Here is a 25,751-nt window from a genome sequence, read left to right as displayed (position 1 = left end):
GGCGGTCGTACCGCGATCCGTTCAGGGGTGCACTGTGGCTGTCCGGATCGCTGGAACCCGCCGGGTAGGCGATGGCGGGTGGCACGGTTCTCAGGCCGTCGTACCGGCCCAGCGGGCGTTGAGTGCTTCCGTTCCGGCCGGGGTGAGCGAACCCAGGACGCGCAGGCGGGCGACGCCGCCGTCCGGGTAGATGTCCAGCCGGGCGTGGGTGGCGGGGCGTTTCGCCGCCGCCGCCACGCGGAAGCGGTGCGGGGTGTCGGGCTGTACGGCCGTTCGTGGCAGCAGTTCGAACCATTCGGCGGAATCGGCGGGCGGCAGCGGGTCGTCGCCGGAGTGGTCGATGCCGAGCAGCCGCACCTCGCCGGGGGCATTGAACAGCAGGTTGGTGGTGTCTAGCTCGATGAGCTCGGGGGTGCCCTGCGCGGCCAGGCGAATGACGGCCCAGTCGTTGCCGTCGTCGCGGCGGCGAGCGGTTTCCCAGCCCTCGGCCTGGTTGCGGGCCAGGCCGGGGGCCAGCATATTGTCGGCCGCCGAGTAGAAGAGGTTGGAGCAGGACAATGCGCGGGCCCCGTTCGCCAGGGCGGCGAGGTCGACGGTCAGACCGACGAGCAGATCCGGATCGGGAACGACCTCGCCGTGCACGCGCAGACGGGCGACGCCGCCGTCGGGGTGGATGTTCAGGCGGACGTGGGTGAAGATGCGGTCGTCGGAGACCGGGATCTCGTGTTTGGCGTCACCGCCCAGCGCCGTGCGGGGAACGATCTCCACCCAGTCGGCGGTGGAGTTCAGCTGGGCCGCGGAGGGGTAGCCAGATATCCGGCAGGCTTCCACGGAGGCGAAGGGCGGGTAGTTGCCCTTGAACCAGGCGGTGTCGATCACGACGCCGCGGATGATGCCGGGCATGCCGAGGCGGATGACGGCCCAGTCGTGGCCGGGGCTGCGGCGGCGGCGGGTTTCCCAGCCGTCGTACTCCTGGCCCTTGGGGCCGAAGGTTTCGGCGGAGAAGCGCGGTTCCCACGGATTGATGAGATTCTCGCGCTCCTCGAAGGATTCGTCGCTGGCGGCCACGACACCGGCGCGATAGGTGCGCAGGGCCAGATCCGGCAGGGTGGTGAAATCCGACATGTTTCTCCTACAGATGGTTTCGGGTCAGCGGGCGCTCCAAGCGGGCTTCGGCGATCCGGGCGGCCAACCGCTCCAGCAGTGCGCCAGCCCGCGTCATGCAGACCTGCGGATCGGACTCGATATCGGTGAGTGCGAAGGCATCCTCGAATCCGTGGTGGCGCAACCGTTCCCGGGACACCAGCCGCTGGCCGGACACCGCCACCACCGGCACTTCGGCGCGGGCGGCGGCGCGCGCCACCCCCATGGGGGCCTTGCCGTGCAGGGTCTGCTCGTCCAGCGAGCCCTCGCCGGTGATCACCAGCCGCGCACCCGCGAGCAGCGCGTCGAAATCCAACTGCTCCAACATGATCTCGATCCCGGGACGCAGGGTGGCGCCGAGGGCGGCGAGGGCCGTGAAACCCACGCCGCCCGCTGCGCCCGCTCCCGGGCGCTCCGCCGCGTTGACGCCAACATCGCGACGGACGATTTCGGCCAGCCGCGCCAATCCGGCGGCCAGCTGGGCTACTTCCTCCGGGCCCGCACCCTTCTGCGGCCCGTACACCTCGGCGGCGCCGCGCGGCCCGAGCAGTGGATTGTCCACGTCGGAGGCGACGACCACCGGCACCCGGATCATGTCCGAGATGTCGATGCGCGCCAGTCGCAGCAGCCCCGCGCCACCCGGCGGCACCGGCTGCCCGTCCTCGTCGAGCAGCCGGGCCCCCAGGGCGGTGAGCATGCCCGCGCCGCCGTCGGTGCAGGCGCTGCCGCCGAGGCCGAGCACGATGCGCCGCGCGCCGCGTTCGGCGGCGATGCGCATGAGTTCACCGGTGCCCGCGCTGGTGGCGGTGAGGCTGGTGGTGGCGGTGGGCCGGTCGGGGAGCCGCCGCAGCCCGGACGCCTCGGCGAGTTCCACCACGGCCGTCTCGCCCCTCATCGCGAACGAGGCGGCCACTTGATCTCCGACCGGCCCGGTGACACCCGTCTGCAGACGGGCGAAACCCGCGGCCACCATGGCGTCCACGGTGCCGTCACCGCCGTCGGCCACCGGCGCGCTCACCACCGGGACCTCCGGGCGCACGCGCCGGAGCCCGGCCGCGATGTGCGCGGCGACCTGCGGGGCGGTCAGCGACCCCTTGAACTTGTCGGGGGCCAGCAGCACGTGGCCCTCCTGCCATCCTTTCCTCACCCCACCGCGCGGTTGGATCACACCGTGCTCCCGCTCGCTTCGTACTCCAGGGCGGCGATGGAGGTGGGCGCGTCATCCATCGAGCCGGCCAGCTCCTCGAACTCGTTGATGCTGTCGATCTCGAGGCCCATCGACACATTGGTGATGCGTTCGAGGATGACCTCCACCAGGACCGGCACCCGGTGCTCGGCCATCAGCTTCTTGGCGTCCTCGAGCGCCTGCCCGATGCGGTCGGGTTCGGAGACGCGAATGGCCTTGCAGCCCAGCCCCTCCGCCACCTTCAGGTGATCGACGCCGTAGCCGCCCACCTCGGGGCTGTTGATGTTGTCGAACGACAGTTGCACGTAGTAGTCCATATCGAACTGCCGCTGTGCCTGCCGGATCAGACCGAGGTAGGAGTTGTTCACCACCACGTGGATGTACGGGATGTTGAACTGCGCGCCGACCGCCAATTCCTCGATGAGGAACTGGAAGTCGTAGTCACCCGACAATGCGACCACCGGGGTGTCCGGGTCGGCGGTGGCCACCCCGAGCGCGGCGGGCAGGGTCCAGCCCAGCGGTCCGGCCTGGCCCGCGTTGATCCAGTGCCGCGGCTTGTACACGTGCAGCAGCTGCGCCGCCTGGATCTGCGACAGGCCGATGGTGGTGACGTAGCGGACATCCGACCCGAAGGCCCGGTTCATCTCCTGGTACACCCGCTGCGGTTTGATCGGCACCGCGTCGAAGTGCGTCTTGCGCAGCAGGGTGCGCTTGCGCTCGCGGCACTGCGCGGCCCAGTTCGACCGGTCCGGCAGCCGCCCGTCGGCGGCCATCTCCCGCGCCACCTCCAGGAACACCGTCAGCGCGGCCCCGGCGTCGGAGACGATGCCGTAGTCGGGGGCGAACACCCGTCCGATCTGCGTCGGCTCGATATCGACATGCACGAATGTGCGTCCACGCGTGTAGGTTTCGACGCCGCCGGTGTGACGGTTGGCCCACCGGTTGCCGATGCCCAGCACGAAATCCGATTCCAGCAGCGTGGCATTGGCGTAGCGGTGCGAGGTCTGCAAGCCCACCATGCCCGCGTGCAGCGGATGGTCGTCGGGGATGGTGCCCCAGCCCATCAGCGTCGGCACCACGGGAACGCCGGTCAGCTCGGCGAATTCGACGAGCAGCTCGGCGGCGTCGGCGTTGACCACGCCGCCGCCCGCCACCAGCAGCGGCTTCTCGGCGGCGGCCAGCATGGTGAGTGCCTTCTCCGCCTGCGCCCGGGTGGCGGTGGGATGGTGCACCGCCAGCGGCTCGTAGGTGTCGATGTCGAATTCGATCTCGGCCAGCTGCACATCGAGGGGCAGGTCGATGAGCACCGGGCCGGGCCGCCCGGAACGCATGAGTGCGAACGCCTTCTGCAAGGAGCCGGGCACCTGCGCGGGCTCCAGCACCGTCACCGCCCACTTGCACACCGGAGCGGCGATCGAGGCGATATCGACAGCCTGGAAGTCCTCCTTGTGCAGCTTCGCCACCGGAGCCTGGCCGGTGATGCACAGGATCGGAATGGAATCCGCACTGGCGGAATACAGTCCGGTGATCATATCGGTTCCGGCCGGGCCGGAGGTGCCGACGCAGATGCCGATGTTCCCGGCCCGGGCGCGGGTGTAGCCCTCGGCCATGTGCGAGGCCGCCTCCACGTGCCGGGCGAGCACGTGGCGGATGCCGCCGTGCGCCCGCATGGCGCTGTAGAAGGGATTGATGGCCGCGCCGGGCAGCCCGAAAGCCTGTGTCGCGCCTTCCTTCTCCAGGATCAGGACGGCCGCGTCCACGGTGCGCATCCGTGTCACGCCCGCCCCTTTCCGGCCAGCGCCTCGGCCACCAGCAGCAGGGCCGAGTGGTCCAGGGAGCCGTGGCCCATGGCGCGGGCGGCGGCGATGAGCTGCGCGGTCTGCGCGCCCAGCGGGATCGGCACCTCGGCCTGGCGGGCGGCGGCCAGGATGATGCCCATATCCTTGTGGTGCAGGTCGATGCGGAAGCCGGGCTGGAAGCTGCGCTCCAGCATGGTCTTGCGCTTGAGTTCGAGAATGCGGCTGCCCGCCAGCCCGCCCGCGAGCACGTCGAGGCCCTTCTCGGCGTTCGCGCCCAGGGACTCCATGAGCAGGATGGCCTCGGCGATCAGGGCGTAGGTGCCGCCCACCACCAGCTGGTTGGCCGCCTTCACGACCTGACCGGACCCATTGGGGCCGACCAGCTCGAAGGTCTTGCCCACGGTCTCGAAGATCGGTGTGGCGGTGGCGAAGTCGTCCTCGCTGCCGCCGACCATGATGGACAGCGTGGCGTTCACCGCGCCGGGCTCGCCGCCGGAGACCGGGGCGTCGAGCACCCGCAGCCCGCGCTTGGCGCCCTCGGTGTAGGTCCACTCGGCGGTGCGCGGGGTGATGGTGGAGAAGTCGATGTAGAGGGTGCCCTCGGCGGCGTGCGCCAGCACCTCGGTGAACACCGCCTCCACATGCTCGTCCTGCGGCAGCATGGTGATGACGATGTCCTTGTCGCGCACCGTCTCCGCGATGTCGCCGCCGCCGGTCGCGCCGACGGTGGTCAGCTTGTCGATGGCGGTGGAGTTGACGTCGTAGACGGTGACGTCGTGACCGGCCTTCACCAGGTGTCCGGCCATCGGGCCGCCCATGATGCCCAGTCCGACGAATCCGATCTTGCTCACTTGATCCACTCCCAATCCAGTTCGGGGTCTTTGTATTCCAGGCCGATCCAGCCGTCGTAGCCGCTGGCGTCCAGGGCGGCGAACAGCGCGTCGAAGTCGAGCACGCCGCTGCCGGGCCGTCCGCGACCCGGCGAATCGGCGATCTGCACGTGGCCGATGTAGCGGGCCCAGGTGTCGATGACGGAGGTCAGGTTCTCGCCCATGCGGGCCAGGTGGTAGAGGTCGCAGAGGAAGCGCACATTGGTCTCGCCGACCTGTTCGATGACCCGCACGGCCTGCGCCGCGGAGACGATCGGATACGACTGCGACTCATAGGAGTTGAGCGCCTCGAGCAGTACGGTCGCCCCGATGCGCTGGGCGGCGCGGGCGGCCAGGCCGAGGTTCTCCAGGGCCAGCTCGTCCTGCTTGTCGGCGTCCTCACCGGGAATCCGATTGCCGTACAGGGCGTTCAATGCCTTGCAGCCGGTGCGCTCGGCGATGCCGACGGCGACCTCGATATTGTCGCGGAATCGGGTCTCCTCCCCCGACACCGAGACCAGCCCCCGGCCCGCGGGAATGAGGTCGATGAAGTTCAGGCCGACCAATTCCACCCCGGCGTCGCCGATGGCGCGCACGAAGGCGTCGACTTCCTTGTCGCCCGGCGTCGGATCCGCACCGAACGGCCACCAGAATTCGACGCCGTCGAATCCGGCCGCCTTGGCCGCCGCGGGCCGTTCCAGCAGTGGCAGGTCGGTGAAGAGAATCGAACAGTTGACGTCGAATTTCCGGGGCGACCCTCCGGGTCCGTATTTCATTTCTTTCCCTCGCGGTAAGTCGTCCAGCTGCCGAATTCGGTGATGTCGATCAGCTGCGGATAGGAAACGGGCGGGCGGCGCAGGACCATGGACAGCACCGAGCGGCCGTCCTCCAGTTCGATCACACCGAGTTCGAGTTCCGGCGGCTCCGCCGGAAGCAGGCTGGTGCGCAGCACGTCCATCGATACGTCGAACAATTCCCCGACAATCGGGGTGCCCCCGTCGGAAACGGGATGCAGGCCCGGGAACCGGTCGCCGACCGAATAGAACCGGTAGTGCGGAGCGGTTTTCACCTCACCCGCGAACGGAGCGCCCGCGAGCAGATGGTTGAGCGGTCCACCACGCATGGCTCCGCCATTCAGGAAAATGAGAGGCATCGCAATTCCTTCCTCCCCCGATGAACGAAAGTATGTCGGGAGTCACACCGCCCGCGATAGGCCGATGAGCACCAAACATCCGAATCGAATCGGGGCTGTTTTCGTAGATTCGTCCAGCCGGGCGTTCAGTCCCGGATGTCGTCGTCGATTCGTTCGCCGAACCCGTCGCGTTCGTCGGCGGCCGCGGTGAACACGGACGCGCCCGAGCGATTGCCGATGGTCACCTCGTTGAACAGGAGGTTGAGCAGTACGGCGACAATGGCGGTCGCGCTGATACCGGAGTGCATCACGACGCCCAGCCATTCCGGGAACGCGTCCCAGAATGTCGGGGCCGCAATGGGTATGACCCCGAAGGCGATCGAGACGGCCACGATCACCATATTCAGGTTGTCCTCGTACCGGACCCGGGCCAGCATCCGGATGCCGCTGGCCGCAACCGATCCGAACAACACCACCGCCGCCCCGCCGAGTACCGGATCCGGGATGGCGGCCACCACCGCACCGATGACGGGCACCAGGCCGAGCAGCATCAGCACCAGGCCACCGGTGGCCACGACGAACCGGCTCTTGATGCCGGTGAGCGCCACCAGCCCCACGTTCTGCGCGAACGCGCTGCACGGAAAGGTGCCGAACAGCGGCGCGAAGGCCGAGGACGCCATATCGGCGCGCAGGCCGGCCGCCACCCGCTTGGTGTCGACCTCGGTCTCCACGATCTCGCCGATCGCCAGGATGTCCGCGGTCGCCTCGGTCATGATCACCAGGATCACGATGGTCATCGCGACGATGGCCCCGACCTCGAAGGTCGGTGGACCGAACGGGAACAGCGGTGGCAGCGCCACCAGCGGGCTGTCGCCGACGTCGGAGAAGTCGGCGCGGCCCAGCACCACGGCCACCACGGTGCCCAGTACCAGTCCGATGAGGATCGACAGCCGGGATATCGCGCCCTGGAAGACCCGGCTGATCACCAGGATCACCAGCAGCGTCAAACCCGCGAAGCCGATATTGGCCATGGACCCGTAATCGGGCTGCGCCGGATCGCCGCCCATGGCCCAGCCCAGCGCGACCGGCAGCAGGGACAGCCCGATCACCGTGATGATGGTGCCGGTCACCACCGCCGGGAACAGCCGCACCAGATGCGCGAAGACCGACGACAGCACCAGGCCGATCACACCGGCCACGATGATGGAGCCGTAGACCGAGCTCAGGCCGCCGCTTTCGGAGATGGCCACCATGGTGGAGACGCTCACGAACGACACGCCCTGCACGATGGGCAGTCTGCTGCCGACCGGACCGATGCCCAGCGCCTGGAGCATGGTGGCCAACCCGGAGACGAACAGGCCCGCGGTGACCAGCAGGGCCATCTCCCCCGCCGACAGTCCCGCCGCACCGCCCACGATGAGCGGCGGCGCGATGACCCCGCCGTACATGGTCAGAATGTGCTGGGTGCCGTAGGCGAGGGTGGTCAGCGGCGGATAGGTCTCGTCTTCCGGGCCCGGGGTCCGGTTCTTGTCGAAGAGTTTCACGGAAGCTTCACTCCCTCAACAGAATCCGGGTACGGCGAACCACGCCGCCCCGGGGTCGGAGGCGTCGTCGCGGTGCACGCTCGCCTCGATCAGTCCGTACGGGCGGTCGGCGGCGATGAAGACCTCACCGGGGTTCTCCACGTGGAACGGGCTCAGGTCCACCAGGAAGTGGTGCTTGTTGGGCGCGGAGAACTTGATCTCGGCGACCTCCGGAAGCTGCTCCAGCACAGCGCGTCCCATGCTGTAGAGGGTCTGCTGCAAGGCCAGCGAGTGCACCGCGGCGAACTGCCGCAGCAGGATCGAGCGGATGGCGTCGAAGGATTTGTCCCAGTTCACGTCCAGATGGTCGTAGCGCCACCGGGCCACCAGCGAGGTGGCCATGACACGGTCCTCGGTGGGCCGCAGGGTGGTGTACTTGTCCTCGAAGAAGCCGTGGAACTCCGACCCGGTGGACTTGAGAAGCACCAGATCGCGCAGGCCGGAGACCACGTGGGCGCGGCGGTCCGGCCCGTAGCCGTCCATGTTCACCACCGTGGTGCGCACCTCCGAGCTGCCCCGGACGAAGGAGTGGTCGTGTCCCGCGCCGTCGACCGGAATGCGATCCCAGGCGTATTCCTCGATCTCGATGCGCGCCCCGTCCGCGCCGGGGGTGCGGGAGATGAAGTGGTCGGCCAGCACCAGCGCGAAATCCTCGACGGCCTCCACGCCCTTCTCCTTGGCGAAGGCGAAGGCGGTGTTCTTCTGGGTGTCGGTGGGCAGCACATCCTTCTGGTCGCCGGTGATGTGCGCATCGTCGAACCTGCCCCGCAGCGAGGTGGAGACGTTGAGGTCCCGGATCCGGTGCCGGTCGGTGTCGCGGTAGACGCGCACGATCCGGTTCTCGGCCTTCCCGTATTGGTTGGGGCCCAGCTGAATGGCCACGGTGATCAACTCCCTCTGTAGACGGAACAGGCGAAGGGGCTCAGCAGCAGCGGGACATGGTGGTGGCCGCTGTCGGTGGGGGTGAAGGTGATGTCGACGGCGGAGAGGAAGTAGTCCTGCCCGGTGGTCGCGGCGTAGTAGGCGACACCGAAGACCAGGCGGTAACCGCCGGGGTCCAGCCGGTCGAGGCCGAAGTCGCGAATGCGCCCGTCGGCGTCGGTGACCGCGATGGCCAGTACCTCGGGGGTATCGCCGTCGACGCGTTCCAGCCGCACCGGTACGCCGACGGCCGGGCGGCCCAGGGCGGTGTCGAGGACGTGGGTGGTGACGGCGCTCATGCGGGCACCACGACGCGGCGCAGCCGCAGCAGCGCGATCTTGCGCAGTTCCACCGCCACCACCGCCGCCTCGGTCTCGGGGTCGTTGCCCAAGCGCAGCAGCAGGGCGGCGAGCACCTCGGAGCTGGTCAGGCCGGTGGCGCAGATGAGGAAGACGCGACCGAAGCGCTTCTCGTACAGCCGGTTCGCCGAATGCAGGGCGGCGGCGGTCTCCACGTCGGCGTCGATGCGGGACTGCTCCTCGCGCGACCAGGCAGCGCCGCGACCGGGCCCCGGGGCGCTCTCACCGATGCGGGGATGGGCGGCGAGCGCGCGTTCCACCGCCTCGGGGCGCAGCGCTGCGGCCAGTTGTTCGGCGGTACCCAGCAGGCTGTCGAGATCCGGGTAGGGCCGGGCGTCGAGCAGCGCGTCGGCCCATTCGGGCACATCGCAGCAGTCGAGCAGGGCCGGGCGCAGCCAGGCGGCCTCCATACTGTTGAACTCGTCGAGAACGACCATGAGCTGCACTTTCTCGTATCGCGGAAATTGAATTCCGACTAACGAAATAGTGGCACAGGTCACGTGCTGTCGTCAACAGTTTGTTGAAGTTCCGTGGGGACAGTGTGCGCGCGACACCGGTATCACACCCCCGGAAACAGCGAATCCCGCTGCTGTACAGCGGGATTCAGCGCTACTACCGGAAAGAGCGGCTCAGGACCGAGTGCGGTTGAGGTAGTTGTAGACGGTGAACCGGGTGACCCCCAGCGCCTCGGCCACCTTCTCGGCGGACTTGCGGTAGCTGAACGCGCCCCGCTCCTCCAGCAGCCGCACCGCCCGCTGCTTCTCGTCACGCGGCAGATCGGCCAGCCGACAGCCGAATTCGGCCGCGACATCACTGAGCAGCCGGTCGATACCCTGATCGGTCTCGGCCCCCGGAGCGGGCAGCCGCACCCCGGCGAGGGTCGCACCCTCCCAGACCAGCGGGACATCGTCGGGGGCGCATTCCTCCGGCGGAACCAGGGTCGCGCCCACCCGCTCCAGCAGCGGGGCCACCGTCACCAGCACCGGATGGCCGGTGTCCAGCGTCGCGCGCCTACTCATCGACCCGCTCGACCTGCAAGGTCACCCGGGTGGCACCGTGCGCGAAGGCGGCGGCGAGCATCTCCCGCAACGCGGGCAGCAGGATATCGCCGGAACCCGATACCGCGGTGCCCAGCGGGCCGAATTCACACGCCAGACCGGCGTTCTGGAGAACGTCGAGCGTTTCGGTGGCGTGCGGCGGCGGCTGCCCCTCGCCGTGGAAGGGTTCGGTGGTGAATTCCGCGCGCAGCCGCATGGCCCTCAGGCTACCGCCACCGCTCCCCGGTAAACTTCCGCCATCCGGAAAACGTGGACGAGGCAGGTCGGTGACAGCGGTGAATTCAACCAGCGGACGCTCCGGCGGCGTGCAGTCGGTGGAGCGGGCGTTCGCACTGCTGGAGACCATGGCCGACCAGGGCGGCATGATGGGGCTCTCGCAGCTGGCCGAGGTGTCCGGCCTGCCGCTACCCACGATCCACCGGCTGGTGCGCACCCTCGTCGATCTGGGCTATCTGCACCAGGACCCGTCGCGGCAGTACGTGCTGGGGCCGAAGCTGATCAAACTGGGCGAGAGTTCGGCGCGCATGCTCAGCTCGCAGGCGCGACCGCATCTGGCGCGGCTGGTCGACGAACTCGGAGAATCGGCCAATATGGCCATGCTGGACGGAGATCGGATCGTCTACGTCGCCCAGGTGCCCTCGCGGCATTCGGTGCGCATGTTCACCGAGGTGGGTCGCCGGGTGCTGCCGCACTGCACCGCGGTGGGCAAGGTCATTCTGGCCGGGATGCCGCCGGAGCGGGTGCGAGAGCTGTTGCAGCGCACCGGTATGCCGCGCTACACCGACCACACCGTCACCGATGCCCGGGAATTCACGCGGCAGCTGGAACACGCCGCCGAGACCGGTTACGCCATGGACGACGGTGAGCAGGAGGTGGGAGTGCGCTGCGTCGCCGTCGCGGTGCCCGAAGCCCCGGCGCGGCTGGCTGTCTCGATCTCCGGACCGGCGGGGCGGATGAGCGACGAACTGGTGGCACGGGCGGTGCCCCTGCTCGCGCAGGTCGGCCGCGCACTGGCGGCCGACCTGCGGTGAAACACTAGCCACCCAGCACGAGTTCGATACCGGAGATGGCGAAGTAGGCGGCGAAGACCGCGCTGACGATCCACACCAGTCCGTGGATCTCCCCGAACTTGCCGCGCGCCGCCTTGATCACCACGTAGGCGATGAGGCCCGCGCCGACGCCATTGGTGATGGAGTAGGTGAACGGCATGAGCACGATGGTCACGAAGGCCGGGATGGCCACCTCGAGGTCCGACCAGTCGATCTTGCGGGCCTGGGTCATCATCAGCGCGCCCACCAGCACCAGTGCGGGTGCGGCGGCCTGAATCGGCACCACCGCCGCCAGCGGCGTGAAGAAGATGGCCGCGCAGAACAGTCCACCGGTGACCACACTGGTGAGTCCGGTACGGGCCCCCTCACCGACGCCCGTAGCGGATTCCACGTACACCGTGCTGCCCGCACCGCCGCTGGCCCCGCCGATGATCTGCGCGATGCCGTCGGTGGTCAGGATCTTCCCGAAACCGGGCATGCTGCCCTTCTCGTCCAGCAGTCCGGCCTCGTCGCAGACGCCGAAGACCGTTCCCATGGCATCGAAGAAGCCGGTCAGCACCAGGGTGAACAGCACCACGCTGGCGACCAGCGCACCCGCCTCGGCGAAGCCGCCGAACAGGTCGACATTGAACATGAGGCCGAAGTCCGGTGCCGCGAACAGGGATTCGGGTGTTTCCGGAACAACGGTGCCCCAGGCCAGCGGGTCGATCGTGGCCACGGAGTTGATGACGATGGCGAGCACCGTGGCCACCGCGATGCTGATCAGCATGGCGCCGGGCACCTTGCGGGCGAACAGCGCCAGCATGAGCAGCAGTCCGACCGCGAACACCACCACCGGCCAGCCCTCGAGATGCCCGTCCACGCCGAGCGTGACCGGCGGTCCACCGGCCGCGCCATTGCCCACCACCCCGGAGGACACCAGGCCGATCATGGCGATGAACATGCCGATGCCAACGCCGATGGCGTTCTTGAGCGCCAGCGGGATGGCGTTGATGATCATGGTGCGCAGGCCGGTGGCGGCCAGCACCACGATCACCGCGCCCATGAGCACCACCAGGCCCATGGCCTGCGGCCAGGTCATGTGCGGGGCGGCCTGATAGGCGACCACCGGCACCAGGCCCAGGCCCGCGGCCAGGGCGAGCGGCACATTGCCGACCAGTCCCATGAGCACGGTCGAGAGACCGGCCGCGAGCGCGGTGGCGGTGGTCAGCTGGGGAATGCTGAGCTTGTCACCGTTGATATCGGTGACCCCGCCGAGAATCAGCGGAACCAGCAGGATCACATAGGCCATCGCCACGAATGTGGTGATGCCGCCGCGGACTTCACGGGATACGGTGGTCCGTCGTTCGCTCAGTTTGAAGTACCGGTCGAGTGGAGACCGGACGGCGACGGTGTCCGGCTGTGATCGGCCGGACGGGGACTGGATCTGGGTCATGGCTGCCCTCCTCAGGGCATAGCCGACCTGCGGTCCGACTCGGTTGTGCCGGACCGAGGATTCGGTCGTTGCTGTTGTGGAGTCTCTACCGCGTGGAATGCGGTCTGCCCCTGTTGATCAACTGCTCCGGAGTAAGGCTCCGGTGTCCTGTGTGTCCTTCCGTGCGCTCGTGGGGTTCATCGGGATTGCTGCCGCAGCAGCCGTTGCCGGGCCAAGACCCCGGCGTGGCCGACCATGTCGTGCGGCAGGGTGCGCAATTCGTCGTTCTCGACCACGGTGCGCCCGCCGACCAGCAGCCGCGCCAGCGGCGGGGTGGGGCCGAACACCAGCGCGCACACCGGATCCTCGACCGCGGCCCGGAAGCCGTCGACCCGCCAGACGGCGATATCGGCGAGCTTGCCGGGCTCCAGCGAGCCGATCTCGCGCTGGCGGCCCAGATTGCGCGCGCCGCCGAGGGTGCCCAGTTCCAGCGCCTGGCGGGCGGTGAGCGCGGTGGGGCCGTGCACCGCGCGCTGGAAGAGCATGGCCTGACGCATCTCCCCGGCCAGGGAGGTGAGTTCACTGGAGGCCGCGCCGTCCACCCCGAGCCCGACCGGCGCACCGGCCGCGAGGAGTTCCGACACCCGGGCGATACCCGCGCCGAGCCGGGCATTGGAGCTCGGGCAGTGCGCCGTGCCGGTGCCGGTCTCGGCGAAACGGCGGATATCGGCATCGTGCAGGTGCACGGCGTGGGCGAACCACACGTCGTCGCCGAGCCAGCCCAGCTTCGCCATGTATTCGACCGGGGAGCAGCCCATCTGCTCACGGCAGTGCTGCTCCTCGTCGAGGGTTTCGGCGAGGTGGGTGTGCAGCCGCACGCCCTTGGTGCGGGCCAGGGCGGCGGCGTCGAGCATGAGGCCCTCGGTCACCGAGAACGGCGAACAGGGCGCCACGGCCACCCGCAGCATGGAGTCGAACGACGGATCGTGGTAGGTGTCGATGAGTTCGGCTGTGCTGGCGAGGATCTCGTCGCGGTTCTCGACCACCTCGTCGGGCGGCAGGCCACCGTCGGACCGGCCGCGGTCCATGGAACCCCGGCACGGATGGAAGCGCAGCCCCACCTCCTGGGCGGCGCGCACCTCGGCCGCGAAGAGGTCACCACGCCCCTTCGGGAACAGGTAGTGGTGGTCGCTGGAGGTGGTGCAGCCGGTCAGCGCCAGCCAGCTCAGCGCGGCCGTGGCCGCGCCGTAGACGACGTCGGCGTCCATCCGCGCCCAGGTGCGGTACAGGCCGGTCAGCCATTCGAACAGCGTCGCGTCCTGGAACAGGCCCTGGGTGGCCCATTGGTAGAGATGGTGGTGGGTGTTCACCAGGCCCGGGGTCACCAGGCAGCCGGTGGCGGAGAGGCGTTGCGCGCCCACCACCGTCGGCGCCGGTCCGGCGCCGAGGCTTCGGATACGGCCACCCTCGATCACCAGGTGGCCGTGCGGGATCTCATCGCCCACCACCGGTGCGATGTAAGCGTTTTCGATGATCAGTGTGCTCATGGTGTCGCGTACCGATCCTCAGGACGTAGGAGATCCATTGCGCCGCTAGTACTCTCAATCCCAGGCGGGACCGGCGGTAGGGACCGAGCGCACCACCGTGCCCTCGATGAGACCGTACGGACGATCCGCGGCCCAGAACACCTCGTTGTCGTTGACCTGGCCGAACGGGCTCAGATCCACCTCGAAGTGGTGCTTGTTGGGCAGTGCCAGCTTGACTTCCACGATGTCGGAGACGGTTTCCAGCACCCGCTCACCCATCGCGTACAGCGTCTGCTGCAACGACAGGCTGTGGGTGTCCGCGAACGCCTGCAACAGGCAACGGCGCACGATCTCGTAGGACTTGTCCCACTCGGCGGTGTCGCCGGAGTGCCGCCACTGCGCCTCCACCTCGGTGGCCAGCACCCGGTCGCGGGTCTCGCGCAGGGTGGTGTACTGGTCGCGGATGTAGCCGTGGAACTCCGAGCCGGTGGAGTTCAGCACGGTGAGGTCCTTCAGGCCCGACACCACCCACGCCTTGTTACCGTCGTAATGGATACGGGCGGTGCGGGTTTCGCGGCCCGAGCGCACGAACGAGTGCGGGTGGGCGTTGAGCCCGACCACATTGCGCTCCCAGGCGTACTCCTCGATCTCCACCCGGGCGTGGTCGATGGTGGGCTGGGAGTCCACGAAGTGCCGGGCCAGGCGCAGCCCGAACTCCTCCGGCGAGGCGATGCCGAACTGCTTGGCGAAGGCGAAGACGGTGTTCTTCTGGGTGTCGGTCGGCAGCACCGCGCCGTTGTCCCCGGTCAGGTGCACGTCCTCCATATCGCCGGACAGCGCCACGCTGACATTCAGATCGCGCAGATCGTGCTTGTTGCCGTTCTTGGTGACCCGGACGACGCGCGTTTCCGCCTTGCCGTATCGGTTGGGACCGAGCGTGATCGACATTGTTCAGCTACCTCGATAGGTGGAGAAGGAGTACGGACTCAGCAGCAGGGGCACGTGATAGTGCTCCGCCGGGTCGGTGACCGTGAAAGCGATGGTCACCGACGGGTAGAACGGACTGATTTCGCCGGTGTCGAAGATCAGCCGATGCGTCCCGGCACCGGGCGCGGGCAGATCCCTGATCCGGCCGTCGGCGTCGGTGCGGTGCTCGGCGAGCACCGTCCCGTCGGCGGCCTCCAGTCGCACCGGCAGCCCCGCCGCCGGGCGGCCGGTGGCCGCGTCGAGTACATGGGTGGACAGACTCACAGCAGCCCCAACAGTTTTCGGATACGCAGGACGGTGATGTCGGCGAGTTCGGCGCGCACCTCGACGCGCTCCTCCTCGACCGAGTTGTGCAGCCGCCGATGCAGCGCGGTCAGGATCTCGGTCGCGCTGCGACCGGTGGCACGGATCAGGAAGACGTGGCCGAAGCGCTCCTCGTAGGCCAGATTGCGGGCGACGAGTTCGGCCTTGACGGCATCGTCGGCGGTGGCGGCGTCGGATTGCTCCTGCCGCGACCACTGCGCCTCGCGCTGCGCGTCCTCGGCGGACATGCCCTCGCGCCGGGCGGCCTCGGCCCGCTCCCCGATGCGCGGATGCGCCGACAGCGCCTCCTCCACATCGGCCCACCCGAGCTCCCGCACCCCGTCCACCGCGGCCGCGAGCAGACTCGCCTCGTCGGCGTAGGGCCGGTTTGCCACCATCTTGCGCACCCACTGCCGCGAGGCGCAGCAACTGAGCAACTGCGCTTCGGCCTCTTCGAGGGGCAGCGAACCGAGCCATTCCAGGCGACTCGACATCCGACCTCCATCCCTTGTCAGCTACGCCGGTAAGTACACAGGGCGGCCGTGACCAGCGGCAGGGACGAGACCTCCGAAGATGTGGCCTGCTTCACAGCGGTCGGTTTGTAGATACATCCAAGTTCCGTAACCTGGCTGTCACTGGCTGTTAGCCTCGGCAATCATGCGGTTGCATTCTCTGCTGGCCATGACGGACCTCGGCCTGCGACTCGTCACCGGTGAGAGCGAGTTGGAACGGTTCGTGCGCTGGGTCGTCACCACCGACATGCTCGACCCGAGCCGATATCTTTCCGGCGGCGAACTGGTGCTCACCGGCCTGCAATGGTGGGGCGAACCCGCCGACAGCGAGGCGTTCGTCTCGGCGCTGTCACGTGCCAAGGTAGCCGGGCTGGCCGCCGGGGACGCGCTCTACGGACAGGTGCCCGCCGATCTGGTCGAGGCGTGCGAGCGGCATCGCATCCCGCTGTTCCGGGTGCCCGAGCACATCGCCTTCGCCACGGTGACCGAGCAGGTCAACCGCTATCTGTCCACCGGCCGCGCCGCCGATCTGTCGGCCATCCTGGACCGGCACCGCCGCCTCGTCTCCGGCGAGGGCCTGGACTCGGTGCTGGAACTGGTGGAACGCAATCTGGGCATGCCCTGCTGGGTGGTGTCGTCCACCGGGCGGGTGATCTCCGGACCCGCCGAACCACCGCCCGTCGCCCTGCGCACCGCCTTCCTGGCCGCGCGGCGGCTACCGCACGTGTCGACCGTCGACGGCACCCGCTATTCGCTGTTCGCGGTCGACCCCGACGGCACCTCGCGGGTCGCCGACTGGTTCCTGGTCTTCGCGGGCGACTACAAGGACTGGCACGAGGAACGGCGCACCCTGGTCGGCGAGCTGGCCGCCGTGGTGTCGCTGGAACGGGCGCGGCTGGACGACCGGCAGAGTTCGGAGGGGCGGCTCGCGCAGGAACTCATCGAACTCATCGTCTCCGACGCCAAGACGGCCGAGATCGTGTCGCGGCTGGAACTCACCGGCCTCGCGCTCTCCGACCGCTATCTGGCGGTGGCCGCCACCGCCGACTCCGGGGCCGTGCGCCCGCGCGAGCTGCGCGCACTGCTGCGCGAGATCCTGCACGACCGCAGCCCCGCCGCCGGCGTGGTCGACGGCGAGGCCATCGTGCTGGTCGCCCTCGGCGGCGACACCTCGCTCGACGACCGCATCCACCGCGCCGTGGAAGCACTCGGCCCCGGTCTCCAGGGCAGCCGGCTGTCGGTCGGGATCAGCGGCGCGGTGGAGGGCGAGGGCCTGCGCGGCGCGATCGAGGAGGCCCGCTACGCGCGGCGCATGGCCGCCGAACGCCCGCAGCCGACCAGCGTGGTGCGCCACGACGAACTGGCTACCCACATGCTGCTGCTGGCCAGCGTGCCGGACGAGGTGCGCCGGATGTTCCGGGTGCGGCTGCTGGACCCGCTCATCAACTACGACAAGGACAATCGCGCCGATCTGGTGAACACGCTGGAGACCTTCCTCGAACTGTCGGGTTCGTGGGCCCGCTGCTCGGAGGTGCTGCACGTGCACGTGAACACGCTGCGCTACCGCATCCAGCGCATCGAGGAGCTCACCCAGCGCGATCTGTCCCGGCTCGAGGACCGCGTCGACTTCTTCCTGGCGCTGGCCCTGCGCTGACCCGCTATTCCACGGTCACGCTCTTGGCGAGGTTGCGCGGCTTGTCGATATCGCGGCCCAGGGCGCGGGCCAGGTGATAGGCGAACAGCTGCAACGGCACCGTGAGCAGGATGGGATCCAGTTCGCGGGTGGTGTGCGGGGCGCGAATCACCGCGTCCGCCAAGCCTTCCGGGAGATCGGCATTGGTGACGGCGATGACCGGGCCGCCGCGGGCCTTGATCTGCTCGATGGTGGCGATGTTCTTGGTGAGCAGTTCGTCGTCCGGAACCAGCACCACCGACGGCATATCCGGGTCGATCAGGGCCAGCGGGCCGTGCTTGAGCTCGGATGCCTGATACGCCTCGGCGTGCACGTAGGAGATCTCCTTGAGCTTCTGCGCACCCTCGCGGGCCACCGGCCAGCAGCGCACGCGGCCGATGAAGAACATGCGGGTGGCATCGGAGAACTGCTCCGCGACCGCGGCGATCTCGGCGTCCATGGCCAGCACCTCGGCCACCCGGTCGGGCAGTTCGCTCAGCGCCGAGACGATGCGGGAGCCGTCGGCGACGCCGAGGTCGCGCACCCGGCCGAGCAGGGTGGCCAGCAGGGCGAAACAGACGCTCATATTGGTGACGGCCTTGGTGGAGGCCACCGAGACCTCAGGACCGGCGTGCAGGAAGACACCGCGACCGCATTCGCGGGCGATGGCGCTGCCGACGCCGTTCACCACGCCGATCACCTGGCCGCCCTTGCGTTTGAGCTCCTGCACCGCGGCCAGGGTGTCGGCGGTTTCGCCGGACTGGCTGACCGCCACGTACAGGGTGTCGTGTTCGACCACCGGGTTGCGGTAGCGGAATTCGGAGGCGGGTTCGGCGTCCGCGGGTAGTCGGGACAGCTCCTCCACCAGGCTCGCGCCCAGCTGACCCGCGTAGTAGGCCGAACCGCAGCCGAGGAACTTCACCCGGCGGATGGCCCGCAGCTCACGCGGGTCCAGGCGCAGGCCGTCCAGCCGGGAGGTGGCGAAACGCTCGTCGAGGCGACCCAGCAGCGCGCGGCGGATGGCGTCGGGCTGCTCGCTCATCTCCTTGTGCATGAAGTCGTCGTGGCCGCCGAGGCGATAGTCGGCATCGTCGACCGCGACGGTGGTGGCGGTCTTGGCGGTGCGCACCGCCTGCAGGGTGCTGGTGTGGAAGTCGTCGGCGGTCACCGTGGCCAGTTCGCCGTCGTCGAGGAAGACCACCCGCTGGGTGTGACGGACCAGGGCGGCGACGTCGGAGGCCACGTACATCTCGCCCTCGCCGATGCCGAGCACGATGGGGCTGCCGTTGCGGGCCACCACCAGTTCGGTCGGGGTGCGCAGGTCGAGCACGACCAGCCCGTACGCGCCGTCGACCTCGGTGAGCGCGGCCCGCACCGCGTCCTCCAGGGTCGCCGCACCGGCCTCCATCCGCGCCGCCACCAGGTGCGCGATGCATTCGGTGTCGGTGTCGGAGACGAAGTTCACCCCGGCGCTGGTGAGTTTGGCCCGCAGTACATCGGCGTTCTCGATGATGCCGTTGTGCACCACGGCGATGCGCTTGGCGGTGTCGAAGTGCGGGTGCGCGTTGGCCTCCGACGGCTCACCGTGGGTGGCCCAGCGGGTGTGGCCGATGCCGATGGTGCCCGGACCGCCGTCCCCGACCAGGTCGCGCAGTTCGTCGACCCGCACGGCGGCCTTGGTGACCTTCATCCGGCCCCGGTGCAGCACCGCGATCCCCGCGGAGTCGTAGCCGCGGTACTCCAGCCGCCGCAGCCCCTCCAACAGGATCGGTGTCGCCGCCTTGTGGCCGACGTAGCCGACGATTCCACACATACGCTCGCTCTTTTCCTCGGATATCGGACAGGGATATCAGCCAGTTGGGACGCGGACGCTCAGCCGTACACGATGCGACGCAGCTGCCGTTCGGTCAGCTCCCCCGCCCGAACGGGCCGGTTGGCCAGTTCCTCGGCCAACTCCGCCCAGATCTCCGCGTTCTTGCGCCCACGCCCACGCAACTCCGCATGCCGCCGCCGCACATAGTCCTCGGTCGTCTCACCGAAATAGGCGATCACATCGGCGACCACCCGGGCCGCCACCGCCAGGGGCAGTCCGGTGGACCCGGCGACATGCCGAACCAGATCGCGCGGCGGAGCTTCGGTAGCAGGCACGGCGACCACCATAGCCATCCCACGACCCAATAGTGGAACTTCCTGCCCGATTTCGGGCACAAATTCGCTAATACTAGCCTGATGAGCATGATGGTGGGGTTCGACCTGGATATGACGCTGGCGGATACGCGGGCCGGGATCGGGGCCGTGTATGCGCGGCTGGCGGCGGAGACCGGGGTGTTCATCGATGTCGAACTGGTGACCTCGAGGCTGGGACCGCCGTTGGAGGTCGAGTTGGCGAACTGGTTTCCGGCCGGGGAGCTCGATGCCATGGTGGCGCGGTATCGGGAGCTGTATCCGGGGATCGCGGTTCCGGCGAGTGTGACCATGCCGGGGGCGCGGGATGCCATCGAGGCAGTACGTGCCAGGGGCGGGCGGACCATGGTGGTGTCGGCCAAGAATCATCGGGACACCGTCGCGACGGTGGAGTTCCTGGGGCTGCCGGTCGATGTGGTGCGGGGCGGGCTGTGGGCCGCGCGGAAGGGGATCGCGCTACGGGAACACGGGGCCTGGCTGTATGTCGGTGACCATCCGGGCGATGTCGACGCGGCACGGGCTGCCGGAGCTGTCGGTCTCGCCGTGGCGACCGGCGGGTACAGCGCCGAGGTGCTGCGGGACTACGGCGCGGACGCGGTGCTGTCGGAGCTGACCGCTTTTCCGTCCTGGTTGCGCGACAATCCGATCCGGTCACCGAGGATTCCGCCCAGCGCGGCCACCGCCACGGCCAGCAGCGCGAACACCACCACCAGGATCACCAGGCCGAACGTCATCGACCAGTAGCCCTGGCCGCGCGGGTCGATGAACGGATACGGATACCAGTCCACGATCGGCCCGCGCACCAGCGTGTACACGCCGTACAGCACGGGATATACCAGCCACACCCCCACCAGGCGCGCACCGACGGTGAGCCGGGAGGGCACCAGCAGCCAATCCACCAGGATGACGATGGGCAGCAGACGATGCATCAGGTCGTTGAGCCACTTGTCTTGAAGCATCACATCGATATTCGCCAGCAGCACCGCGTAGACCACGCCGGTGATCACCAGGTAGAGCGTGGCGGCGCCGCGGAACAGCTGCCAGCGGTGCGATCGCGGATCGAGAAGACCGCCGACCAGCAACGCGAGCACGCCGATCACATTGGACTGGATGGTGAAATAGCTGAAGTAGTTCGCGATCGACCAGTCGGCCACGCCCAGATTCTGCGCCGGAATCCAGATCAGGCCGAAGAGGCCGAGCAGACCGAACGCAATCCGCGCCAGACGGATCCACCGTGGTGTCGCTGAACTGGTCACCATGACGAGAATGGTCCCACAGCCGGCCTGGACAGCAGCGGCGAATCGCCCATATGGCAACCTTCCCGCTAGCCCTGACCGGGGGTTGGCCCACCGCCGCCGCGCAAACCGGGCAAAGACTTCGCTACGCTGGTTGACGCAATGACCAGGACCGCCGCCACCTTCCGCGAGCTTCGTTCCCGCCTGGCCGATCTCTCGATCCGCGACGAGCACCGTCTGCGTCGGCGGCTCGACAAGGTCCGCGGCGGCGATCTCAGCCAACTCGAAGCCGATATCGACGCCGCCGCCCAGCGCGTCGCCGCCCGCCGCGCCGCGGTGCCGACCATCCGCTATCCGGAGCAGCTGCCGGTCTCCGCGCGCCGCGAGGACATCGCGAAGGCCATCGCCGCCAACCAGGTCGTGATCGTGGCCGGTGAAACCGGTTCGGGCAAGACCACCCAGCTGCCGAAGATCTGCCTGGAGCTGGGCCGCGGCATTCGCGGCACCATCGGGCACACTCAGCCGCGGCGGCTGGCCGCACGGACGGTGGCCGAGCGCATTGCCGACGAGCTCGGCACCGAACTGGGCGATGTGGTGGGCTATACGGTCCGCTTCACCGATCAGGCATCGGACCGCACCCTGGTCAAGCTCATGACCGACGGCATCCTGCTGGCCGAGATCCAACGCGACCGGCTGCTGCGCCGCTACGACACCATCATCATCGACGAGGCGCACGAACGCAGCCTCAATATCGACTTCCTGTTGGGCTACCTGAAGCAGCTGCTGCCCAAGCGCCCGGATCTCAAGATCGTCATCACCTCGGCCACCATCGACCCGGAGCTGTTCGCGAGACATTTCGCCGACGAGAAAGGCACGCCCGCACCGATCGTCGAGGTGTCGGGGCGCTCGTACCCGGTGGAGATCCGCTATCGCCCGCTAGCCCTGGAGATCCCGCTCACCTCGGACGATCCCGATGACGAGGACACCGAGATCGTGGACCGCGATCCCACCGACGCCATTGCCGACGCGGTCCGCGAACTCCAGCGCGAGGGTGACGGCGACATCCTGGTCTTCCTGTCCGGCGAACGCGAAATCCGGGACACCGCCGACTCGTTGCGCGATCTGAAGCTGCCGCGCACCGAGATCCTGCCGCTGTACGCGCGCCTCTCGGCGGCCGAACAGCACAAGGTGTTCGCACCGCATACCGGCCGCCGCGTGGTGCTGGCCACCAATGTGGCCGAGACCTCGCTCACCGTGCCCGGCATCCGCTACGTCATCGACCCCGGCACCGCGCGCATCTCGCGGTACTCCATGCGCACCAAGGTGCAGCGGCTGCCCATCGAACCGATTTCCCAGGCGTCGGCGCGGCAGCGCTCCGGCCGCTGCGGCCGGGTGGCGGACGGCATCGCGATCCGCCTGTACTCCGAGGACGATTTCGAGTCGCGGCCCACCTTCACCGAACCGGAGATCCTGCGCACCAATCTGGCCGCGGTCATTCTCCAGATGACGGCGCTGGGACTCGGCGATATCGAGAGCTTCCCGTTCGTGGAGGCACCCGACAGCCGGGCCATTCGCGACGGCATCGCGCTGCTCGAGGAGCTGGGCGCACTCGGCCGCCGTTCCGAGTCCGAACCGGCTGCGCGGCCCGGCATTCCGGACGCCGGGCTGGTGCTGACCCCGATCGGCCGCGATATGTCACAGCTGCCGGTGGATCCGCGCATGGCGCGCATGCTGGTGGAGGCGCACCGCAACGGCACCCTGCCCGAGGTGCTGCGCATTGTCGCGGCGCTGTCGATTCAGGATGTGCGCGAGCGGCCGGTGGAGCATCAACAGGCGGCCGATACCAAGCATGCGCGGTTCACCGTGGAGGGTTCGGACTTCCTGGCCTACCTGCGGCTCTGGGACTACCTGTCGGAGCAGCGGAAAGCGCTGTCGTCCAATCAGTTCCGCCGCCTGTGCCGCGACGAGTTCCTACACTACCTGCGCATTCGGGAATGGCAGGATCTGCACGGGCAGCTGCGCACCATCACCCGCGGGCTCGGGTGGACGGTCGAGGAACGCACCGAGAGATCCGTGCTCGGTGACGACGCCCTGCCCTGGGACACCACCTCGATCCATCAGGCGCTGCTGTCGGGCATGCTCTCGCATCTCGGTGTGCGCGAGGCAGAATCGCGGGAGTTCCTCGGTGCGCGCAATACCAAGTTCATGATCTTCCCGGGCTCGTCGCTGGCAAAGAAGCCGCCGCGCTGGGTAATGGCCGCCGAACTGGTGGAGACTTCGCGGCTGTGGGGCCGCATGGCCGCGCGGATCGAGCCGGAATGGGCCGAGCGCCTCGCCGGGGAACTGGTGAAACGCACCTACTCCGAACCGCATTGGTCCGCCAAGCGCGGCGCGGCCATGGCCTACGAGCGCGTCACCCTCTACGGGGTGCCGCTGGTGACGCAGCGGCGGGTGGACTTCGGGCGCATCGATCAGCAGCTGTCCCGCGAACTGTTCATCCGGCACGCGCTCGTGCAGGGCGAATGGCAGACCAGACATGCCTTCTTCCAACGCAATCGGGACCTGCTCGAGGACGTCGCCGATCTGGAGCACCGGGCGCGACGGCGCGACATCCTGGTCGACGACCAGGTGTTGTTCGACTTCTACGACCGGCGGATTCCGGCCGACGTCGTCTCGGTGCGGCATTTCGACAGCTGGTGGAAGAAGGAGCAGCGCAAGGATCCGGACCTGCTGGATTTCACCGCCTCCACCATTGTCAACGAGGATGCGGCCCTGCTGGATCCGACCGCCTACCCGGACAGCTGGCGGCAGGGTGAGCTGACCTTCCCGCTCACCTATCAATTCGAGCCGGGTCAGGCCGATGACGGTGTGACCGTGCACATTCCGGTGGCGCAGCTGGCGCATGTGCGCGCGGTCGGCTTCGACTGGCTGGTGCCGGGGATGCGCGAGGAACTGGTGACCGCCCTCATCAAGACGCTGCCGAAGCAGTTGCGGCGCATGGTGGTCCCGGCGCCGGACTACGCGCGCGCCGCGCTGGCGACGCTCACTCCGCGCGCCGAACCGCTGCGGACCGGGCTGGCGCGGGAACTGTCGCGGCTCGGCTCGGTCACCATCGCGCCCGGACAGCTCGATCCGGCGGGCCTGCCCGATCATCTGCGCATGACCTTCGCCGCGGTCGACCGGTCCGGGGCGATCGTGGCCCGCAGCAAGAACCTGGCGGAGCTGAAGAACGTTCTGGCCGAACAGGTGTCGAAGTCGGTGGCGCGGGCCAATACCGCCGCCGAACGCGCGCCCGCCACGGTGTGGACCTCCGAATCGCTCGGCGAGCTGCCGGCCTCGGTCAAGCGGCAGGTGGGGGGTCAGACCATCACCGGCTATCCGGCCCTGGTGGCCGAGCCGGAAGGGGTGGCGGTGCGCGTGCTCAGCTCGCCGGGCGAACAGGCCGCGGCCATGCGGGTCGGCACCCGCACGCTGCTGCTCGGGGCGCTGCCGACCTCGCCGCGTGCGGTCACCGCGGGACTGCCGCCCACGGATCGGCTTGCGCTGAGCCAGAATCCGTATGGTTCGCTGGATGCGCTGCTGGAGGACTGCCGGGCCTGCGCCGCCGATGAGCTCATCGCCGCCGCCGGTGGTCCGGTACGCGGTCCGGACCAGTTCCAGGCGCTCGTCGAGCGGGTGCGGCCGAAGTTCGGCGAGACCGTGGCGCGGATCGTGCGCCTGGTGGTGCCGGTGCTGGCCGAAGCGCACCGGGTGCGTTCGACGCTCGTGGACACCCGTGACCGTGAGGCGGCCGAGGATGTACGCCATCAGCTAGACGATCTGGTGTTTCCCGGATTCGTCTCCGAATGGGGCAGCGCCCGATTGCGCGAACTGCCCCGCTACCTGGAGGCCGCGCGGCTGCGCTTGGCGGCGCTGCCCGCGGCCGCCGGACGGGATCGGCAGGGGATGATCGAGCTCGATCGGGTGCACGCCGCCTACGATCGGCTGGTCGACGCGCTGCCCGAGGGGCGGCGCGGCGGGCGCGATGTGATCGAGATCTGGTGGATGATCGAGGAATTGCGGGTGAGCCTGTTCGCGCAGCAGCTGGGAACGCCGTATCCGGTGTCGGCCAAGCGAATCGAGAAGGCGATCGAGGGAGTGCGGAAGGCCCCGGCGGGTCGGCGGTAGAGTTTCGGCGCGCGGCGGAGCGAGCGGATGCGGCCGTTCGGAATATGCCGCGCTCGCCCACCGTGCGCCCAGCACGGACCACCCGAGCGCAGCCGGACCGCTCAGCCGGCAGCACGCGGATCCCGCAGTGGCAGCGCGCGGATCGCTCAGTCGGCAGCACGCAGGTCGCTCAGTCAGCGGTCGCGCCGACCGACTGTTCCTCGCGGTGTTTGCGTAGTTCGGCGATCTCGCGTTCGAAATCCTCTGCGGAGCTGAAGGATCGGTAGACGGAGGCGAAGCGGAGGTAGGCGACCTCGTCGAGATCGCGCAGCGGGCCGAGGATGGCGAGGCCGACCTCGTGGCTGGGCACTTCCGGGGAGCCCTTGGCGCGCACCGCGTCCTCCACCTGCTGGGCGAGCAGGTTGAGGGCGTCGTCGTCGACCTCGCGCCCTTGACAGGCGCGTCGCACGCCGCGGATCACCTTTTCGCGGCTGAACGGCTCGCTCACGCCGCTGCGCTTCACCACCGAGAGAATCGCGGTTTCGACCGTGCTGAACCGCCGCCCACACTGCGGGCAGGCACGTCGCCTCCTGATGGCGGTGCCTTCCTCGGCCTCACGCGAGTCGACCACCCGGGAATCCGGGTGACGACAGTACGGGCAATGCATTCCGGA

At 68.8% G+C, this 25,751-nt stretch carries 24 protein-coding genes and 1 pseudogene; 4 read left to right on the top strand and 21 right to left on the bottom strand.

Going from position 1 to position 25,751, the window contains the following annotated elements; translation table 11 throughout:
• Positions 1-90: 90 nt before the first annotated feature.
• The 12 genes from alc to QMO76_RS31825 all read right to left on the bottom strand — a co-directional run bounded on the left by alc (position 91) and on the right by QMO76_RS31825 (position 10,246).
• Positions 91-1,125 (bottom strand): allantoicase, encoded by a 1,035-nt coding sequence (gene alc, locus QMO76_RS31880; protein WP_306365073.1) that lies wholly within the window; start codon positions 1,123-1,125, stop codon positions 91-93.
• A 7-nt stretch (positions 1,126-1,132) separates the two neighbouring features.
• Entirely contained in the window at positions 1,133-2,290 is a 1,158-nt protein-coding gene (locus tag QMO76_RS31875) for a glycerate kinase (protein ID WP_306365072.1), read from the bottom strand.
• A 17-nt stretch (positions 2,291-2,307) separates the two neighbouring features.
• Complete coding sequence (gene gcl / locus QMO76_RS31870) at positions 2,308-4,098, bottom strand: glyoxylate carboligase (RefSeq protein ID WP_372342131.1); 1,791 nt, start codon at positions 4,096-4,098, stop codon at positions 2,308-2,310.
• A gap of 5 nt (positions 4,099-4,103) precedes the next feature.
• The gene (locus QMO76_RS31865) at positions 4,104-4,979 is read right to left on the bottom strand and encodes an NAD(P)-dependent oxidoreductase (protein ID WP_306365071.1); all 876 of its coding nucleotides are present in this window, start codon (positions 4,977-4,979) and stop codon (positions 4,104-4,106) included.
• Positions 4,976-5,773, bottom strand: coding sequence for a hydroxypyruvate isomerase family protein (locus tag QMO76_RS31860; protein WP_306365070.1), 798 nt, complete (start codon positions 5,771-5,773; stop codon positions 4,976-4,978). Before QMO76_RS31860 ends, QMO76_RS31865 begins: the two co-directional genes overlap by 4 nt.
• Positions 5,770-6,150: a gamma-glutamylcyclotransferase gene (locus QMO76_RS31855; protein WP_306365069.1), complete on the bottom strand. Its 381-nt coding sequence runs from the start codon at positions 6,148-6,150 to the stop codon at positions 5,770-5,772. The genes QMO76_RS31860 and QMO76_RS31855 overlap by 4 nt, the downstream gene beginning before the upstream one ends.
• Positions 6,151-6,275: 125 nt before the next feature.
• Complete coding sequence (locus QMO76_RS31850; RefSeq protein WP_306365068.1) at positions 6,276-7,673, bottom strand: nucleobase:cation symporter-2 family protein; 1,398 nt, start codon at positions 7,671-7,673, stop codon at positions 6,276-6,278.
• A gap of 15 nt (positions 7,674-7,688) precedes the next feature.
• Complete coding sequence (gene pucL / locus QMO76_RS31845; protein ID WP_306365067.1) at positions 7,689-8,594, bottom strand: factor-independent urate hydroxylase; 906 nt, start codon at positions 8,592-8,594, stop codon at positions 7,689-7,691.
• Between the two features lie 5 nt (positions 8,595-8,599).
• Positions 8,600-8,932: a hydroxyisourate hydrolase gene (gene uraH, locus QMO76_RS31840; protein WP_306365066.1), complete on the bottom strand. Its 333-nt coding sequence runs from the start codon at positions 8,930-8,932 to the stop codon at positions 8,600-8,602.
• Entirely contained in the window at positions 8,929-9,429 is a 501-nt protein-coding gene (gene uraD / locus QMO76_RS31835) for a 2-oxo-4-hydroxy-4-carboxy-5-ureidoimidazoline decarboxylase (protein ID WP_306365065.1), read from the bottom strand. The genes uraH (QMO76_RS31840) and uraD (QMO76_RS31835) overlap by 4 nt, the downstream gene beginning before the upstream one ends.
• Positions 9,430-9,621: 192 nt before the next feature.
• Complete coding sequence (locus QMO76_RS31830; RefSeq protein WP_306365064.1) at positions 9,622-10,011, bottom strand: helix-turn-helix domain-containing protein; 390 nt, start codon at positions 10,009-10,011, stop codon at positions 9,622-9,624.
• Positions 10,004-10,246: a thiamine-binding protein gene (locus QMO76_RS31825; RefSeq protein ID WP_306365063.1), complete on the bottom strand. Its 243-nt coding sequence runs from the start codon at positions 10,244-10,246 to the stop codon at positions 10,004-10,006. Before QMO76_RS31825 ends, QMO76_RS31830 begins: the two co-directional genes overlap by 8 nt.
• Before the next feature lie 79 nt (positions 10,247-10,325).
• Here QMO76_RS31825 and QMO76_RS31820 point away from each other — a divergent pair, with 79 nt between their 5' ends.
• Positions 10,326-11,081, top strand: coding sequence for an IclR family transcriptional regulator (locus QMO76_RS31820; protein WP_372342128.1), 756 nt, complete (start codon positions 10,326-10,328; stop codon positions 11,079-11,081).
• Between the two features lie 4 nt (positions 11,082-11,085).
• On the opposite strand, the gene QMO76_RS31815 is transcribed toward QMO76_RS31820, so the two are convergent.
• The 5 genes from QMO76_RS31815 to uraD (QMO76_RS31795) all read right to left on the bottom strand — a co-directional run bounded on the left by QMO76_RS31815 (position 11,086) and on the right by uraD (QMO76_RS31795) (position 15,823).
• A complete protein-coding gene (locus QMO76_RS31815) occupies positions 11,086-12,534 on the bottom strand; it encodes an NCS2 family permease (RefSeq protein ID WP_306365061.1) in 1,449 nt (482 codons plus the stop codon).
• 176 nt (positions 12,535-12,710) lie between these two features.
• Positions 12,711-14,060 carry an 8-oxoguanine deaminase gene (locus QMO76_RS31810; RefSeq protein WP_306365060.1) on the bottom strand — a complete coding sequence of 450 codons (1,350 nt, stop codon included), beginning with the start codon at positions 14,058-14,060 and terminating at the stop codon, positions 12,711-12,713.
• A gap of 54 nt (positions 14,061-14,114) precedes the next feature.
• A complete protein-coding gene (gene pucL, locus QMO76_RS31805; RefSeq protein ID WP_306365059.1) occupies positions 14,115-14,987 on the bottom strand; it encodes a factor-independent urate hydroxylase in 873 nt (290 codons plus the stop codon).
• Between the two features lie 3 nt (positions 14,988-14,990).
• The gene (gene uraH / locus QMO76_RS31800; protein ID WP_306365058.1) at positions 14,991-15,290 is read right to left on the bottom strand and encodes a hydroxyisourate hydrolase; all 300 of its coding nucleotides are present in this window, start codon (positions 15,288-15,290) and stop codon (positions 14,991-14,993) included.
• Entirely contained in the window at positions 15,287-15,823 is a 537-nt protein-coding gene (gene uraD / locus QMO76_RS31795; RefSeq protein WP_306365057.1) for a 2-oxo-4-hydroxy-4-carboxy-5-ureidoimidazoline decarboxylase, read from the bottom strand. The genes uraH (QMO76_RS31800) and uraD (QMO76_RS31795) overlap by 4 nt, the downstream gene beginning before the upstream one ends.
• Before the next feature lie 163 nt (positions 15,824-15,986).
• Between uraD (QMO76_RS31795) and QMO76_RS31790 the strand changes: the two genes are divergently transcribed.
• Positions 15,987-17,495 (top strand): PucR family transcriptional regulator, encoded by a 1,509-nt coding sequence (locus tag QMO76_RS31790; protein WP_306365056.1) that lies wholly within the window; start codon positions 15,987-15,989, stop codon positions 17,493-17,495.
• A gap of 4 nt (positions 17,496-17,499) precedes the next feature.
• Here QMO76_RS31790 and glmS read toward each other — a convergent pair whose 3' ends face one another.
• Together glmS and QMO76_RS31780 are read right to left on the bottom strand one after the other, a co-directional pair.
• Positions 17,500-19,326: a glutamine--fructose-6-phosphate transaminase (isomerizing) gene (glmS, locus tag QMO76_RS31785; RefSeq protein WP_306365055.1), complete on the bottom strand. Its 1,827-nt coding sequence runs from the start codon at positions 19,324-19,326 to the stop codon at positions 17,500-17,502.
• Positions 19,327-19,385: 59 nt separating this feature from the next.
• Entirely contained in the window at positions 19,386-19,661 is a 276-nt protein-coding gene (locus QMO76_RS31780) for a hypothetical protein (protein ID WP_306365054.1), read from the bottom strand.
• Between the two features lie 81 nt (positions 19,662-19,742).
• Between QMO76_RS31780 and QMO76_RS31775 the strand changes: the two are divergent.
• Positions 19,743-20,252, top strand: a pseudogene (locus tag QMO76_RS31775) (HAD family hydrolase); the annotation flags it as partial.
• A gap of 26 nt (positions 20,253-20,278) precedes the next feature.
• Here the strand turns inward: QMO76_RS31775 and QMO76_RS31770 are convergent.
• A complete protein-coding gene (locus tag QMO76_RS31770; RefSeq protein WP_306365053.1) occupies positions 20,279-20,956 on the bottom strand; it encodes a Pr6Pr family membrane protein in 678 nt (225 codons plus the stop codon).
• A 138-nt stretch (positions 20,957-21,094) separates the two neighbouring features.
• Here QMO76_RS31770 and hrpA point away from each other — a divergent pair, with 138 nt between their 5' ends.
• Entirely contained in the window at positions 21,095-25,099 is a 4,005-nt protein-coding gene (gene hrpA / locus QMO76_RS31765) for an ATP-dependent RNA helicase HrpA (RefSeq protein ID WP_306365052.1), read from the top strand.
• Positions 25,100-25,268: 169 nt separating this feature from the next.
• On the opposite strand, the gene nrdR is transcribed toward hrpA, so the two are convergent.
• Entirely contained in the window at positions 25,269-25,745 is a 477-nt protein-coding gene (gene nrdR / locus QMO76_RS31760) for a transcriptional regulator NrdR (protein ID WP_306365051.1), read from the bottom strand.
• Between the last annotated feature and the right edge of the window lie 6 nt (positions 25,746-25,751).

This window comes from Nocardia sp. CC227C (genome assembly GCF_030767025.1).
Lineage (GTDB): Bacteria > Actinomycetota > Actinomycetes > Mycobacteriales > Mycobacteriaceae > Nocardia.
The sequence above is the reverse complement of the archived record's forward strand: the minus strand, read 5'-3'. Positions and strand labels throughout refer to the sequence as shown.

What these genes read in the sequence shown, in the direction of transcription:
- QMO76_RS31770 (WP_306365053.1), bottom strand. Translation starts at nt 20,956, where the DNA reads ATGGTGACCAGTTCAGCGACACCACGGTGGATCCGTCTGGCGCGGATT.
- pucL (WP_306365059.1), bottom strand. Translation starts at nt 14,987, where the DNA reads ATGTCGATCACGCTCGGTCCCAACCGATACGGCAAGGCGGAAACGCGC.
- QMO76_RS31830 (WP_306365064.1), bottom strand. Translation starts at nt 10,011, where the DNA reads ATGAGTAGGCGCGCGACGCTGGACACCGGCCATCCGGTGCTGGTGACG.
- QMO76_RS31815 (WP_306365061.1), bottom strand. Translation starts at nt 12,534, where the DNA reads ATGACCCAGATCCAGTCCCCGTCCGGCCGATCACAGCCGGACACCGTC.
- uraH (WP_306365066.1), bottom strand. Translation starts at nt 8,932, where the DNA reads ATGAGCGCCGTCACCACCCACGTCCTCGACACCGCCCTGGGCCGCCCG.
- uraD (WP_306365057.1), bottom strand. Translation starts at nt 15,823, where the DNA reads ATGTCGAGTCGCCTGGAATGGCTCGGTTCGCTGCCCCTCGAAGAGGCC.
- QMO76_RS31825 (WP_306365063.1), bottom strand. Translation starts at nt 10,246, where the DNA reads ATGCGGCTGCGCGCGGAATTCACCACCGAACCCTTCCACGGCGAGGGG.
- QMO76_RS31790 (WP_306365056.1), top strand. Translation starts at nt 15,987, where the DNA reads ATGCGGTTGCATTCTCTGCTGGCCATGACGGACCTCGGCCTGCGACTC.
- gcl (WP_372342131.1), bottom strand. Translation starts at nt 4,098, where the DNA reads ATGCGCACCGTGGACGCGGCCGTCCTGATCCTGGAGAAGGAAGGCGCG.
- QMO76_RS31855 (WP_306365069.1), bottom strand. Translation starts at nt 6,150, where the DNA reads ATGCCTCTCATTTTCCTGAATGGCGGAGCCATGCGTGGTGGACCGCTC.
- nrdR (WP_306365051.1), bottom strand. Translation starts at nt 25,745, where the DNA reads ATGCATTGCCCGTACTGTCGTCACCCGGATTCCCGGGTGGTCGACTCG.
- QMO76_RS31810 (WP_306365060.1), bottom strand. Translation starts at nt 14,060, where the DNA reads ATGAGCACACTGATCATCGAAAACGCTTACATCGCACCGGTGGTGGGC.
- QMO76_RS31860 (WP_306365070.1), bottom strand. Translation starts at nt 5,773, where the DNA reads ATGAAATACGGACCCGGAGGGTCGCCCCGGAAATTCGACGTCAACTGT.
- uraD (WP_306365065.1), bottom strand. Translation starts at nt 9,429, where the DNA reads ATGGTCGTTCTCGACGAGTTCAACAGTATGGAGGCCGCCTGGCTGCGC.
- hrpA (WP_306365052.1), top strand. Translation starts at nt 21,095, where the DNA reads ATGACCAGGACCGCCGCCACCTTCCGCGAGCTTCGTTCCCGCCTGGCC.
- alc (WP_306365073.1), bottom strand. Translation starts at nt 1,125, where the DNA reads ATGTCGGATTTCACCACCCTGCCGGATCTGGCCCTGCGCACCTATCGC.
- glmS (WP_306365055.1), bottom strand. Translation starts at nt 19,326, where the DNA reads ATGTGTGGAATCGTCGGCTACGTCGGCCACAAGGCGGCGACACCGATC.